Source organism: Rudaea sp. (assembly GCF_057139185.1).
This window is the reverse complement of record NZ_DBNHDN010000045.1, coordinates 78402-93052: the sequence shown is the minus strand read 5'-3', so window position 1 is coordinate 93052 and position 14651 is coordinate 78402. Positions and strand designations below refer to the sequence as shown.

General features: G+C 63.9%; 12 protein-coding genes. 9 read left to right on the top strand and 3 right to left on the bottom strand.

All coding sequences use genetic code 11. The annotated features are described in order from the left end of the window. Positions 1-17 precede the first annotated feature (17 nt). On the bottom strand, positions 18-305 hold the full coding sequence (locus tag AC16HO_RS16085; protein ID WP_395642243.1) for a PepSY domain-containing protein: 288 nt from the start codon (positions 303-305) through the stop codon (positions 18-20). Between the two features lie 124 nt (positions 306-429). Between AC16HO_RS16085 and AC16HO_RS16080 the strand changes: the two genes are divergently transcribed. From AC16HO_RS16080 to AC16HO_RS16070, 3 genes are read left to right on the top strand one after another with little or no spacing between them, the layout of a single operon-like run. Next, the gene (locus AC16HO_RS16080) at positions 430-768 is read left to right on the top strand and encodes a PepSY domain-containing protein (RefSeq protein ID WP_395642242.1); all 339 of its coding nucleotides are present in this window, start codon (positions 430-432) and stop codon (positions 766-768) included. After that, on the top strand, positions 768-1430 hold the full coding sequence (locus tag AC16HO_RS16075; protein ID WP_395642241.1) for a response regulator transcription factor: 663 nt from the start codon (positions 768-770) through the stop codon (positions 1428-1430). Before AC16HO_RS16080 ends, AC16HO_RS16075 begins: the two co-directional genes overlap by 1 nt. Continuing rightward, complete coding sequence (locus AC16HO_RS16070) at positions 1430-2785, top strand: sensor histidine kinase (protein WP_395642240.1); 1356 nt, start codon at positions 1430-1432, stop codon at positions 2783-2785. The genes AC16HO_RS16075 and AC16HO_RS16070 overlap by 1 nt, the downstream gene beginning before the upstream one ends. A gap of 65 nt (positions 2786-2850) precedes the next feature. On the opposite strand, the gene AC16HO_RS16065 is transcribed toward AC16HO_RS16070, so the two are convergent. After that, the gene (locus AC16HO_RS16065) at positions 2851-5004 is read right to left on the bottom strand and encodes a TonB-dependent siderophore receptor (protein ID WP_395642239.1); all 2154 of its coding nucleotides are present in this window, start codon (positions 5002-5004) and stop codon (positions 2851-2853) included. Positions 5005-5257: 253 nt separating this feature from the next. On the opposite strand from AC16HO_RS16065, the gene AC16HO_RS16060 reads away from it, so the two are divergent. From AC16HO_RS16060 to AC16HO_RS16040, 5 genes are read left to right on the top strand one after another with little or no spacing between them, the layout of a single operon-like run. Next, positions 5258-6370: a C45 family autoproteolytic acyltransferase/hydrolase gene (locus AC16HO_RS16060; RefSeq protein WP_395642238.1), complete on the top strand. Its 1113-nt coding sequence runs from the start codon at positions 5258-5260 to the stop codon at positions 6368-6370. A gap of 12 nt (positions 6371-6382) precedes the next feature. Continuing rightward, on the top strand, positions 6383-7327 hold the full coding sequence (locus AC16HO_RS16055; protein WP_395642237.1) for an ABC transporter permease: 945 nt from the start codon (positions 6383-6385) through the stop codon (positions 7325-7327). Beyond that, the gene (locus tag AC16HO_RS16050; RefSeq protein ID WP_395642236.1) at positions 7324-8151 is read left to right on the top strand and encodes an ABC transporter permease; all 828 of its coding nucleotides are present in this window, start codon (positions 7324-7326) and stop codon (positions 8149-8151) included. Before AC16HO_RS16055 ends, AC16HO_RS16050 begins: the two co-directional genes overlap by 4 nt. Positions 8152-8169: 18 nt before the next feature. Then, entirely contained in the window at positions 8170-9990 is a 1821-nt protein-coding gene (locus AC16HO_RS16045; protein WP_395642235.1) for a dipeptide ABC transporter ATP-binding protein, read from the top strand. A 9-nt stretch (positions 9991-9999) separates the two neighbouring features. Further along, positions 10000-11448 carry an NAD-dependent succinate-semialdehyde dehydrogenase gene (locus tag AC16HO_RS16040; protein ID WP_395642234.1) on the top strand — a complete coding sequence of 483 codons (1449 nt, stop codon included), beginning with the start codon at positions 10000-10002 and terminating at the stop codon, positions 11446-11448. Between the two features lie 64 nt (positions 11449-11512). Here AC16HO_RS16040 and AC16HO_RS16035 read toward each other — a convergent pair whose 3' ends face one another. Continuing rightward, positions 11513-13288 (bottom strand): amidohydrolase, encoded by a 1776-nt coding sequence (locus AC16HO_RS16035; protein WP_395642233.1) that lies wholly within the window; start codon positions 13286-13288, stop codon positions 11513-11515. Positions 13289-13526: 238 nt separating this feature from the next. Here AC16HO_RS16035 and AC16HO_RS16030 point away from each other — a divergent pair, with 238 nt between their 5' ends. After that, on the top strand, positions 13527-14627 hold the full coding sequence (locus AC16HO_RS16030; RefSeq protein ID WP_484335585.1) for a pyridoxal phosphate-dependent aminotransferase: 1101 nt from the start codon (positions 13527-13529) through the stop codon (positions 14625-14627). The last annotated feature ends 24 nt before the right edge of the window (positions 14628-14651 follow it).

The window sequence follows — 14651 nt, the reverse complement described above, 5'->3', positions numbered from 1 at the left end:
GGGCGGGGATTGCGACCCTACCGGGTTTTCGACTTCTGGACCTTCACTTCGCGCGACAGCACCTCGCCGGTCTTGCGGTCGTACACCAGCTTGACCTTTTGCGCGCTGGCGTCGCGGCCTTCGACTTCGACGAGGCGGTCCCGGACTTCGATGTCCTTGACCTGGATGCCTTGGGCGCTGGCGCGGCTTTCGATGTCGTCCAGGCTCAGCATGCCCGCGGGTGCTGCCGTGGCGGCGGTGCCGAGCACGAATGCGAGCGAAGCGAGAGCGGCGCAAGCGGTGGATTTGGTATTGATGGTAAGCATGGCTAAACTCCTCGAATATGGTGGTGGCCGATGACGGCGACGCCATCTTGAACAAGCCGACCTGACGCGAAACCGGCAGATGGCGTCAGGCAAATGTCAGTATGCCGCTGGCAAGGTGCGCGCCATGAAAACACGCAGAACATTCATCGCCTCGCTTTCCGCGATCGTCCTCGCCGCGAATGTTGCGCATGCTCAGGACGGGAGTGCGCAGGACAAGGCCGCCGAAAAAGCGCGCAAGAAACAGGCGCAGCAGGAGGCCTTCGCAGCGATGCAGCGCGGCGAGATCCTGCCGCTGACGAAAATCCTCGCCGTCGCGCAGTCCAAGGTTGCCGGCGACGTGGTCGAGGTCGAATTCAAGGGCGGTCCGGTCTACAAGGTCAAATTGCTGACCGCGAGCGGCCGCGTGCGCGAGATCGTGCTCGACGCGCGCAACGGCAATGTGATCCGAATCGAGGACGAGTAGTGCGGGCACTTCTGGTCGAAGACGATCCCGACGTCGGCGCCGACGTGGCCGATGCGTTGCGCAGCGCCGGTTTCGTCGTCGATCTGTGCACGAACGGCGAGGAGGCCTGGTTCAAGGGCGACGTCGAGGACTATGAAATCGCCGTGCTCGATCTCGGCCTGCCGCGCCTCGACGGTCTTTCCGTTCTGCGCCGCTGGCGTTCGGGCGGACGCATTTTCCCCGTGCTGATCCTGTCCGCGCGCGGCGATTGGACCGAGAAGGTGCAGGGCATCGAGACCGGCGCCGACGACTACCTCGCCAAGCCGTTCGAAATGGGCGAGCTGATCGTGCGCGTACGCGCGCTCGTGCGCCGCGCCGCCGGACGCACCACGTCCGTGCTCGACTGCGGGCGACTCAAGCTCGACACCCGACGCATGTCGGCCACGCTCGACGGCAAGCCGGTGCCGTTGTCGCCACTTGAGTTTCGCTTCTTCGACTATCTCGCCCACCATCCGGATCGCGCCGTGTCCGCGGGCGAGCTCGCCGAGCATCTGTACGGCGTCGCCGAATCAGGCGACACCAACGCGATCGAGGCGCTGGTCATGCGCCTGCGGCGCAAGTTCGGCGCCGACGTGGTGCAGACACGCCGCGGCTTCGGCTACCTGCTCGCGGGCGCGTCCTGATGGCGCATTCGCTGCGCCTGCGCCTGCTCTTCGGCGCGGCGATCGCCGTGTTCGTCGCCATGCTGCTGGCCTGGGTGGTCATGTCGATGCTGTTTGCCCACCACATCGAGCGGCGCGCGGCGCGCGAGTTGACCTACGATGCGGTCGAACTCGTCTCCAAGCTCCGCATCGGCGCCGACGGCATGCCGGTGGCCGACGATCCACCGCACGATTCGCGCTTCGAGACGCCCGACAGCGGCTACTATTGGCAATTGACGACGAAGCAGGGTGCGCTGCGCTCGCATTCGCTCTGGGACGAATCGCTGCCGGCGCCTGCCGCCGCCATACAGGCGACCGCTTCTGCACGCTGGGCGTCGCGCTATGCGCCGGGCCCGTTCGGTCGCCGCGTGTTCCTGATCGAGCGCAGTGTGCGCCCCGACCGCAGCGGCGACGGCGTGCTCGTGCAGGTTGCGGTCGATGAGGCGCAGTTGAGCAGCGTGCGCCGCGAGTTCGGACGCGAACTGGCGCTGTTCCTCGCCGTGCTCTGGGCCGTACTGCTCGGCGCGGCCTGGCTGCAGGTGCAACTTGGTTTGCGTCCGCTGCGCCGCGTGCGCGAGGATCTCACCGCATTGCGTCGCGATCCCTCCGCGCGCCTCGGCGCGGTGCACCCGGTGGAAATCGCACCGTTGACCGCCGCGATCAATGATCTTGCCGAAGCGCGCGAACGCGATCTCACGCGTGCGCGCCGCCGCGCTTCCGATCTCGCCCACTCGCTGAAGACGCCACTGGCTGCACTGAGCGCGCAGAGCCGGCGCGCGCGCGCCAGCGGCGCAACCGAAGCAGCGGACGGCCTCGACCGTGCCATCGCCGCCGCCTCCGCCGCGGTCGAAACCGAACTCGCGCGCTCGCGCGCCGCCGCGATCCGCGATACGGCGACCACCCAGGAATCTTCACCGCAACTCATCGCCGAGCGCGTGATCGGTGTGGTCGAACGCACCGACGTGGGGGCACGCATCGTGTTCGAAGTCGACATCGACGAAAACCTGCGAGCACGGATCGCCGAGGACGACCTCACCGAAATTCTCGGTGCCTTGATCGAGAACGCCGCGCGTTTCGCGCGCCGTCGCGTGCGCGTGGCAGGCGCGTGCGCGAACGGACTGCAACTCAGCGTCGAGGACGACGGCCAGGGTCTCGACATCAGCGCGGAAACTGCGTTGATGCGCGGCGGCCGCCTCGACGAATCCGGCACGGCGCATCACGGCCTGGGCTTGTCGATCGTGCGCGATCTGGTCGAGGCGACGGCAGGCGAAATTGCCCTCGGCCGATCCGAAGCGCTGGGCGGTTTGCACGTCGCGCTGACCTGGCCCGCGGCATAGCCGCGGGCGGACCCTGCCCATGTGGCGTATCGCGCGCTGGCGCTTCTACGCTTTGGCGGGAAAGCTCACAGTTCGACGCGGCCGGTGAATTTCAGCGTGCGCGGCTTGCCGTAGCCGAGATAGCCAGAACCTACGGCGCTCCAGTAGCTCTTGTCGGCGAGGTTTTCGACGTTGAGCTGCAAGGTAACTTTACGGTCGAACAGGTTGGTCGTGTAGCGCACGCCTGCGTTGACCAGCGCGTAATCCGGAATGTGCGCCTGGTTGAGGTTGTTTACCGCGCGCTTGGCCATGTAGTAGACGCCGGCATTGAAGCTCCAGCCCGGGAGCGCCTCGGGATGATAGTCGGCGAAAAGGCTTGCAGTGGTATCGGGCGTGTTCTCCGGCGTCTTGCCGATCAGCGCCGTGTTCTGCGCCTTGCGCAATTCGGCGTCGAGGAACAGCGCCGAGGCGTACACGGACCATTCCGGCGTCAGCTCGCCGTTGACCGAGAGGTCAACACCTTGATAGTGCGTGCGACCGTCGAGTACGTAGACGTTGGAGGTATTGAGATACGCCGAACCGCGCTCGATCTCGAACAGCGAGGCGGAAGCGGTGATGCCGTCGATCACTTCGCTGCGCACGCCCAGTTCCTTTTGCTTGCTCACCGCCGGCGGCAGTACGACGCCGCTGTTCACGGCCGTGATCGGCGCCGTGCCGGTCTCCTCGAGGCCTTCGATGTAGTTCGCGTAGATGCTCGTGTTCTCGCGGAACTTGTAGATCGCGCCGACCGACGGTGAGGTCTTCTCGACTTCGTACAACGGTGAGCCGGTGGAGGCGTTGCGGTACTTGGTGCGGCGCGCACCGACGAGAAACTGCCAATCGTTGCCCAAGCGGACGCGGTCGAACACGTAGGCGCCGCGGTCGGTGATGTCCTGAGGGCGGTACGTCGGCTTGATCGTGTAGTACGCCGCTGGCAGCAGGATCGGGTTGTACATGTTCTGCGCGATGCTGTAAGCCTGCTGGGCCGGATTGTTCTGGTTGCGCAGGTTCTGCATCGCTCCGAACGAAACTTCGTGATCGAGGAAACCGGTTTGCACGCGGCCGTCAAGCTCGACGCGCGCGTTGTTGTTGACGTATTGCTGCCCGCGCGCGATCGATTCGTTGAGCGTGCCGGCACCCGTGTTGATGTTGTACTTCTGCATCGAAGTGAACGAGCGCGCATCGCGGTCAGTTTCCGCGCGACCCCATTCGAATATCGCGGCCCATGTGTCCGAAAGCATCCAGTCGACGCGTCCGAGCACATTTTCCGAGCCGGCCTTGCTCTTCGCCCAAGGGCCGGAGATCAGCTTGCTCGAATCGGGAATGCGTGGCAACAGGATGGTGTTGTTGACCGCGGGCAGCAGCGCGATCGCCGAGTTCTCGACGAGACGTTTGTGGAAGTTCTCGTAGTCGAGCTTGAAGGTGATGGCCTCGGTCACGCGCCAGTCGAAGGCGGCGCTGACCAGGCTGCGGCTGCCGTCCTGGTTGTCGGCGGAAGCATGCAGCTTGCCGCTGGCGAGGTTGACGCGCAGGCCGTAGCGGTTGTTGTCGCCGAAGCGGCGGCCGACATCGACATGGCCGACCGTCTGGCCGTTGTCGTCGTAGGTGATGTCGAATGCAGCGGTCGGTCTATCGCGCGCGCGCTTGGTCACCATGTTGATGATGCCGGCGGGGCTGGTGAACCCGTAGTACAGCGCGGAGGAACCCTTCAGTGCTTCGACGCGCTCCTTGTCCTCCATCGGCATTTCGATGAGGTTGTTGACCGGCAGCGAGCCGTTGAGGCGGTAGCTCGTACGGTTGTCGATCGAGATGCCACGAATCGCGAGGTTCTGCGAAACGGTGTCGTTGATCTGCGCCTGGCTCACGCCAGCGGTGTTCTTGAGAACATCGTACAGGTTGGTTACGGCCTGTGCGTCCATCACGGCGCGCGGCAGCACGTTGATCGACAGCGGCACGTCGAGGATGTTCTGGTCGCGGAACGCGCCGACCTGCGAGGTCTTCGTCGTGAAGCCCTTGCCGACGTCGGCGGTCACACTGATCGTCTCGAGCTTGTGTTCGCTACCGTCCGCGGGTGCTTTCGCCGCGTTGGTCTGGTTCTGTGCATCGGCCATCGCAGCGTCGTCCGCGCGCGCCTGCATGCAGGCGAAGGCGAGAGTGATGCAGAACGGTAGTGCGGTCAGTTTGAAGCTGGTCGATTTCATCTGTGGTTCCCCGATCGTGAAAAGTGGAAGTGGCGGTCCCTGCGCCGGAATTTCGCTGGCCCTACCCGGTAGCGATTAGCCTTCGTCATCTGTACGTCACGTTCTGGATCGGATACTATTGTATTTTCAGTTATAAAAAAACAATTATTTGCAGCATATTTTTGCTGCATTGCACACAAATTCACCAGATTGTCAGATAAATATTGTACTCAGAGTAGTATTTGTACAAAGCCGAACACCTTCAAGGATCGTCATGCCCCCCGAATCGTTTCCCTTGATCGACCTCGCCGGCACGCCACATGCACGCGGACAGGCCTATGGCACGGCCGTGCCCGAGCGCATTGCCCGCAGCGTCGCCCTCTATCGCGGCCAGATGCAGCGTCGCGGCGTCGGGCTGGCCGAGCAGTACCGGCTTGCCCGCGGCTTCATGCCGACGATCGAAGCCTACGATTCGACCTATCTGGAGGAAATGCGCGGCATCGCCGAAGGCGCGGATGTCGCGCTCGAAGACATCGTCATCATCAACTGCCGCACCGAGATGATGTTCGGCTACGAAACGCTCGGCAAAACCGAGGTGAAGGCCAGGTGCGAGCCGGACGATGGCTGTACCGGCATTATCGTCATGCCCGAGGCGGCGCGCGATGGCCGCCTGATCCACGCGCACAATTGGGACTGGCGCGAGGAGTGCGTCGACACGGGTGTGGTGCTGCGCATCCGGTACGAACACTCGCCCGACATCCTCGTCTTCGCAGAAGCCGGCGCACTTGCGCGCCATGGTTTCAACAGTGCAGGCGTGGCGATCACCGGTAACTTCTTGATGTGCGAACGCGATTACGCGGAGCCCGGCGAAGCGCCGCTCGCGCTGCTGCGCCGCAAGCTGCTCGAAGCGCACAATCTGGCCGGAGCGATGGGGCAGGTGTTCGGCAAGTCACGTCTGTGTTCGAACAATCTGATGCTGAGCCACGCCGACGGTGAAGCAGTCGATCTCGAGTGCGCGCCCGACGAAGTGTTCTGGATGACTCCCGAAGACGGCCTGCTCGTCCACGCCAACCATTGGATCAACCCGGTCGCGCGCGTCAAGCTGACCGATCTCGGCATCCGCAACAATTCTGATTCGATCTACCGTCAGCGCCGTGTTGCCGCGGCCCTGCACGCCAAGCGCGGCAGCATCGGCATTGACGACATCACGGCTGCTCTGTTCGACGAATTCGGCAAGCCCGACAGCGTGCTGCGTTCGCCGAAGCAGGTGAGCTTCGAAAGCATTTCCGCGACCGTGGCGACGACGATCATGGACACGGCCGCGCGCAGGATGTGGATCGCGCGCCAGCCGTACCTGAGCCGCAACTTCGTCGAATACACGTTGTAAGCTCGGCGCACTGTGCTGACCTACGTCGCCAAGCGCATCCTGCTCGCGATCCCGACGCTGCTGATCGTCGCGATCGCGGTGTTCGCGATGCTGCATCTGATTCCAGGCGATCCCGCACAGCTCATGCTCGGAGACCTCGAAAATCCCGAGGCGCTCGCGCGGCTGCACACCGAACTCGGCCTCGATCGGCCCTTGGTTGTGCAATTTGCGATGTGGATCGGTCGTGCGTTGCACGGCGACCTTGGTGTCTCGATCGTGCAGCAGCGTCCCGTGCTTGACATGCTACTCGACGCGTTTGCGGTCACTGCCTCGATCGTCGTGCCCGCCGTGGCGATCGCCGCGCTGCTCGCGATCCCGCTCGGCATGCTCGCGGCATGGAAACAGAACACGAAGGTCGATGCGGGCTTGATGATGCTGGCTATCGTATTCCTGTCGATCCCGAGTTTCTGGCTGGGCCTGCTGTTCCTGATGTTCTTCGGCCTCAAGCTCGATCTGTTTCCCGTGGTCGGCTATGTCTCGCCGTTCGGGAACTTCCGTGAGGGGGTGAGTTATCTCGTCATGCCGGTCATGTCGCTCGCCCTGATCGAGACTGGCGTGATCGTGCGCATGGCGCGCGCGAGCACGATCGAGGTGCTGCGTCTGGAATACATCACGCATGCGCGCGCGAAAGGCCTATCCGAGCCGATCGTCGCGCTACGTCACGCGTTGAAGAACACGCTCGCGCCGACCTGGACCGTCATCGGCCTGACCCTCGGCTCGCTGCTCGGCGGCGCCGTCGTCACCGAAACCGTGTTCACGATTCCGGGCATCGGCCGCCTGCTCGTCGACAGCATCTTCGCGCGCGACTATCCGGTCGTGCAGGGCGCGCTGCTGTTCATCACCGCCATCTACGTCGGTGTGAACCTGCTGATCGATCTGTCATATCCGCTGTTCGATCCGCGCGTGAGATTGTCATGAAGCGTCGGCTGTTCCATCGCCCGAACGCGAGGATCGGCGCTACGCTGATCGTAGTGATGCTCATCGCAGCCGCGTTCGGTGTGATGTACACGCCATACGACCCGATCATCAACAACCTGCACATGCGCCTCGTCGCGCCGTCCGCATTGCATTGGCTCGGCACCGACGAGTGGGGGCGCGACGTGTTCAGCCGCCTGCTCAATGGCGCGAGCGTCAGCGTGCTCGTCAGTTTCTCGACCGTGCTCGTCTCCGTCGCGAGCGGCGCCTTGATCGGCGCGCTGACCGGCTATTTCGGCGGCTGGCCGTCGCGGATCGTGATGCTGTTCGTCGATGCGCTGCTCGCGTTTCCGTCGTTGATCATGGCGCTCGGCGTGATCGCGGTGTTCGGCGCGTCGAGCATGGGTGTGATCGCCGCGCTGAGCTTGACTTACATCCCGGCCGTCGCGCGCGTCGTGCGCGCGAACGTACTCAGTCTGCGCGAGAAGGAGTACGTCGAAGCCTCGCGCATCATGGGCAACGCGGAGCTCTACACGATGCTGCGCCATGCGCTGCCGAACGCGGTCGCGCCGATCATCGTGCTCGCGACTGCCCTTTTTGGCTGGGCGTTGCTTGCCGAAAGCGCGCTGTCGTTCCTCGGCCTCGGTGTGCCACCTCCTGCGTCGAGCTGGGGCGGCATGCTCGCAGACAGTCGCAATTACGTCAGCGAAGCGCCGTGGCTCGCGATCGCCCCCGGCCTCGCGATCTCGCTGTCGCTGCTCGGCGTCAACCTGTTCGGCGATGCGTTGCGCGACGAGTTCGATCCGTATATGAAGAATCTGGGCTGAGCGATGATTGCCGCAGTCATGCCCTTATCCGTGCCCTCGTCGCAATCGGTGAGCGGTGCCGTGCTCGTGGTCGAACATCTCGATATCGGCTTGCGCAAAACCAACGGTGAAGCCAGGCACATCGTCATCGACGCGAATTTCTCGATCGTGCCCGGCGAGATGCTCGCGCTGGTTGGCGAATCGGGCAGCGGCAAGACGATGATCGCGCGCGCGATACTGCGTCTGCTGCCGCCGGGCGTCGCGGTGCAGGGCGGGGCGATTCGCTATGGCGGCGAAGACCTTGCCCATCTCGCTGCCGCACGCTTGCGTGCGCTCCGTGGCAACGCGATTGGCATGGTCTTCCAGGAGCCGATGGTCTCGCTCAATCCGGCGCTGCGCATCGGCGTGCAGATGACAGAAGCGCTGCGCCTGCATCGCGGCCTGCGCTACGACGCGGCGCGCAAGCATTGCCTCGACCTGCTCGAGCGCGTGCGCATCGCCGATCCGGCCGCCTGCCTGAACGCGTATCCGCACCAGTTCTCCGGCGGCATGCGCCAGCGCATCATGCTCGCGTCGACGTTGGCGATGCAGCCGCGCCTGCTGATCGCCGACGAACCTACGACCGCGCTCGACGCGATCGTGCAGAAGGAAGTCATGGACATCATGACCCAGCTCACGCGCGAGATGGGCACGGCGGTGCTGCTCGTCAGCCACGACCTCGGCATGGTCGCGCGCTACGCGCAGCGTGTCGTCGTGCTCTGCCGCGGCGAGACGATGGAGATGGGCGAGACACGCCGTGTAATCGCCGAGCCGCAACACGACTACACACGCAAACTGCTCGCCTCGTTGCCCGCGCGTGGCGAACGTAAATTCCCGGCGCCGGGCGGCACGCCATTGGTTGAGATCCGCGGTCTCGACGTCGATTTCGACAAGCCGACTCCCTTTTGGCGCAAACGCGAAACTTTCCGCGTCGTGCGCAGCGTAAACCTCGATCTGCATGCAGGCGAGACGCTCGCCGTCGTCGGCGAATCCGGTTCGGGCAAGACCACGATCGGGCGCGCGCTCGTGCGCCTCGTGCGCGAAAGCGGCGGCAGCATCCGTTTCGAAGGCCGAGATATCACCAACTGCGGCAAACGCGATCTCGACGCGTATCGGCTCAAGTCGCAGATGGTGTTCCAGGACCCGTATTCCTCGCTCGACCCGCGCATGCACCTCGTCGACATCGTCGCCGAAGGGCTGCGTCATGTAGCGGGTCTATCAAAGCCCGAGCGCCGCGCACGCGCGACCGCGATGCTGGCCGAAGTCGGCCTGACGGGCGATTTCACCGAGCGGTTCCCGCACGAACTGTCCGGCGGTCAACGTCAGCGCGTCAGCATCGCGCGCGCGATCGTTGCCGGTCCGCGCTTCCTCGTCGCCGACGAGGCAGTGTCGGCGCTCGACGTGACCGTGCAGAAGCAGGTGCTCGCGTTGCTCGAAAGCCTGCAGAAGAAATTCGGGTTCGCCTATCTGTTCATCACCCACGATCTTGGCGTAGTCGAGCAGGTTGCCGACCGCGTCGCCGTGATCTATCGCGGCCGCATTCTCGAAATTGGTTCGCGCGATGCGATCTTCGGCGACGCGCACCACCCCTACACGCTGCGCCTGCTGCGGGCGACGCCGCGCATCCGTCGCATCGAAGGCGGCGTGGGCTATTGCCTCGAGCAGCACGAGAGCCGTCTCCGGCCACCGCCCGCCGACCATGTCTATTTCAATCACGGCAGCATGTCGGGGCAAGCCCTGAGCGAAGGCGAACCGGTGATGCTTGCCGTCGGTCCGGACCATTACGTCGCCTGCGTCGCGAACGCGACGGAAACGCATTGAGGAATCGACATGAATGATTTGCCCGAACTCTGCAAGCAACCGAAGCAATTGATCGACAACGTTTGGCGCACCGGCACGGGAAATGCAGTCACCGAACTCGTCAATCCGGCGAATGGCAGCGTGCTTGCGCGCTACGCCGGCGCATCGAAATCCGATCTCGATGACGCACTGGAATCGGCACGGAAAGCGTTTCCGCACTGGCGTGCGATACCCGCGTTCAATCGTGGCCAGGTACTGCGCCGCGCCGCCGCGCTGATGCGCGAGCGCATCGATATCATCGCCAGCGTGCTCACGCAGGAGGAGGGCAAGCCACTCGCGGAGGCGCGCAGCGAGGTGCAGATCACCGCGGACATGTACGACTGGTTTGCCGAGGAGGGTGTGCGTGCCTACGGCCGCATCGTCCCGGCGCGCGGGCCGAATCTGCAGCAACAGGTGCTGCGCGAGCCGGTCGGCGTCAGCGCCGCCTTTGCCGCGTGGAATTTTCCCGCGCGCAACCCCGGCTACAAGATCGCCGCCGCGCTGGCTGCCGGTTGTCCGCTCATCGTCAAGCCTGCCGAGGAAACCCCGCTCACCTGTCTGCTGCTCGCGCAGGCACTCATCGATGCGGGCATGCCGCCCGGCGTGGTCAACGTCGTTTATGGCGATGCGCCGGCAATCTCCGAACATCTGATCGCGAGCGAGGTGGTGCGCAAGATCACGTTGACCGGTTCGACGCGCGTCGGCCGCCTGCTTGCGGAACTCGCCGCCAAGGACACGAAGAAACTCACGCTCGAACTTGGCGGCCAGGCGCCCGTGCTCGTGTTCGACGACGCCGATCTCGATACGGCGATTCCGTTGCTGGTCGCGTCGAAGTTCCGCAATGCCGGCCAGACCTGCATCTCGCCGACGCGCTTCTTTGTCCAGGAGGAAGCATACGAATCCTTCATCGATGCGTTTGCGCGGGCGGCGTTCGCGCTGAAACTCGGCGACGGCCTTGCCGCGGGTACCGCCATGGGTCCGCTCGTGCGCCGGCGGCGTGTCGCCGACGTGCGGGCATTCCTCGATGACGCCAAGGCGCGCGGCGCGCGTGTCCTCGATGGCGGTCAGATGAGCGATCCGGCCGGCGCTTTCCTCGCGCCGGTCGTCGTCGCCGATCTCGACGACGACGCCAAGCTGATGCACGACGAGCCGTTCGGCCCGATCATCGGCGTGACGCCGTTCAAGACACTCGATGAAGCGGTGACGCGCGCGAACCATGTGCCGTACGGCCTCGCGGCATACGCTTTCACGCGCTCGCTGCACAACGCGCATGCGGTGTCGGAAGGGCTGGAAGCCGGCATGATCGGTGTCAACACCTGCAAGATCTCTTATCCGGAGACGCCGTTCGGCGGCGTCAAGGCGTCGGGTTACGGTTCCGAGGGAGCAATCGAGGGGCTCGATGCCTTCCTCGTAACGAAATCGGTGAGCATGGCGTATTGATGCCTCGCCAGAAAATTTCTCTCGGGGTCATTCTCGCGAAAGCGGGAATGACGAAAATCCAGATTCAAGGTTTGGTGTGGACCAACTTGCCATCGAAAATCGTATAGTCGACTTTCGTATCGAGAAGCTTTTCCGGCGGCCCGGAAAGAACGTCGTCCGAGAGCACAACGAGATCGGCGAGCTTGCCCGGTGCGATGCTGCCTTTGATGTCTTCTTCGTGCGAGGAATATGCGGGATTGATCGTGTAAGCGGCAATCGCTTCCTCGATCGTCATCGCCTGTTCCGGATGGAATACTTTTGTTGAGTTGCCGTGCGCGGTGCCCGCGTGCGGTGCTCCCTTGCGCGTCACCGCCATGTACATGTTGAGCAACGGATCGTAAGTGGCAAGGCTCGCCTTGTTGAATGGGCCGGGCAGGTCGGAGACGATGTTGAGGCGCAGGCCATCGTCGATCATCGTGCGCCAGGCGAATGCCGACTTCGCACGCTCCGCGCCGAGAATCGCTTCAAGTTGATCGGGATCGCGCATCATGTGATCGGGCGTGACGTCGGCGATCAAATGCATTTCGCCCGCGCGCTTGAGATCGGCCGGCGCCGGATACCAGGCATGGATCAGGCGATGGCGGCGGTCACGCGGTTTGCGCGGGTCGCCGTTGGCCTTCATAGTGTCGGCGTACCAACCGACCAGCTTGTGGATCGCCTTGTCGCCGATGATGTGCATGCCGATGTCGAAACCGGCGCGGTCGGCGGCGATGATCGCCGCAGCGACCTTGTCCTCGCCCATGAAACGGTAGGCCCAGTCGCCGGGCAGCCCCATCGTGTCCTTGAGCGGTTCGAACATGAGCCCCGCATCGCCGAACACCTTGAGCGCACCGTATCGCACGAGCGCATCGCCCGAGCCAGGGCGAATTCCGATGCCGGAGAGTTCGCTCCAGTAGTCGAGCGGGAGGAAGGCGTAGACACGCACACTGAGCTGGCCGCGCTTCTTCAGATCCTCGAAGATTCTGCGATCGGAATAACTGCGCTCGACATAGGTCGGGTAGATCTGCCGCTGCGAAATTTCGTCGTCGCGCGTGATATCGGCGATCGATGTGATGCCGACGGCGTTGAGCTCCGCTTCGACGCCACGCGCGCCGATCAGCTTCTGCTCGCGTGTAGCCGGCGGCATGAGCTTTTCCATCGCCTCGCCGGCGCTGCCGTAAAGCATTCCTGTCAGCGTACCGGTTTTCGGATCGCGACCATACCTGCCATTACGCGGATCGGGCGTCTTTGCGGTTAGGCGCGCGAGTTGCAGCGCCTTGCCGTTGGCGAACCAGGCGCGATCGTAGCGGCGCAGCAGCACGGGATGGTTCGGCGTCAGTTTGTCGATCGCGGCAAGGTCCGGTTCGAACGAAATGAAGTCACCGGATTTGCCGTCCTTCGCCCTCGCGCCGGCGGCGAAATCGCTCCAGTCGCCGCCGGTGATCCAGATGCCGGGCGGCACGCGCGCGACGACCTCGGCGAGGCGCTGCATCATCAACTCGGGCGAGTTCACGTCGACCAGGCGCACCTGGAAATACCAGTCCACGGCGTTCTCGAAATGCGTATGCGCATCGTTGAAGCCAGGCAGCACGAGGCGGCCGTCGAGGTCGATCGTGCGCGTATTCGTGCCGCGCAGCGTGAGCACCTCCGCGTCGCTGCCGACCTTGACGATCTTGTTGCCGGCAACCGCGACGGCTTGCGCGACGGGCGGTCTCGCCTCGACGGTCCAGATCTTGCCGTTGTGCAGGATAAGATCGGCCGGTGCCGCGGCCAGTACCAAGGCAGGCGCCAGTACTGCGGCGGCCAGCAGGGGACGAATCATGGCGAGTGTTTTCATGTAGCGTTGCCCACGACAACCTTCAGCTTGAGTGGAAAGGGTGGCAAAAGGCTCCGGCTACACGAAGCCACGAGAAACCAGATGCCCGCTGCCTCTGTTTCCACCACGCATAGATTGTATTATTGCGATTATTAATGCAATCATGGATTTTCGACGGAACGAAGCGGTTCGGCAAGGAAGCAGTGGTTCCGCAACTTCGCATCGATCATGGGGGGAGGTTCTCTTGCGCTACGTCCGGATGCCCATCGAAGTCGAATCGCCGGAGGAATACGGCTACTCGCGCATTCGCTACAACCTGTCGGAGAGTTCCGTCTCCGACCGCAAGCTGTCGGATCTCGGGCTCACGATTCCCGATCTGACTTTGCTCTACGGCGAGCACCGCGGTCGCGAGCGGCTGCGTGCACTGATTGCGGCGGAGGGAATGGGGATTCGCCCCGACGACGTTCTGATCACCACAGGCGCGGCGGGTGCGCTGTTCATCATCTCGACCTCGCTGCTCGGCGCGCGGGATCATCTCATCGTCGTGCGTCCCAATTACGCGACGAACATCGAGACGCCGCGCGCGATCGGCTGCGCAACGACGCATATCGAATTGAGCTTCGACGATGGTTTCCGCATCGACTTCGATCGCGTCGCGTCCGGCTTCACGACCGCGACCAAGATGCTCAGTGTCACCTGTCCGCACAACCCGACCGGCGTCATGTACAGCGAGGCCGAGTTGCGCGGCCTGGCCGAACTTGCGCGGCGCAACGGCTGCGTCCTGCTCGTTGACGAAACCTATCGCGACCTGTCGTACGGCGGTGCGCTGCCGCTGGCGGCTTCGCTTGGCGACAACGTCATCAGCGTGGCGTCGCTGTCGAAGGCATACGGCGTTCCCGGCATCCGCCTCGGCTGGATCGTGACGACGAACGCGAAGCTACAGGAAACCTTTCTCGCCGCGAAAGAGCAGATCAGCATCTGCGGCAGCGTCATCGACGAGTGGATCGGCGAGCAGATCATGGCGAACCGCGCCACCATTCTCGCGCCCGTGCTTGCCGATATGCGCTGCCGGCGCCAGCTCGTCGCTGACTGGATCGCAAAGGAAGAACTGCTCGAATGGGTTCCGCCGGCGGGCGGCGTGGTGTGCTTCCCGCGCATGCGTGACGCGCCTTCGGGCGGAACGGAGACATTCTATCGACGTCTGCTCGACGTCCACGGCACCTATGTCGGTCCTGGGCGCTGGTTCGAGATGCCCGATACTTGTTTCAGACTGGGCTACGGTTGGCCGACGGCGTCCGAGCTGGCGGCGGGCCTGGAAGGAATATCGCGCGCACTGCGCGGCTGAGCACGGCGGATGAATATTGCATTA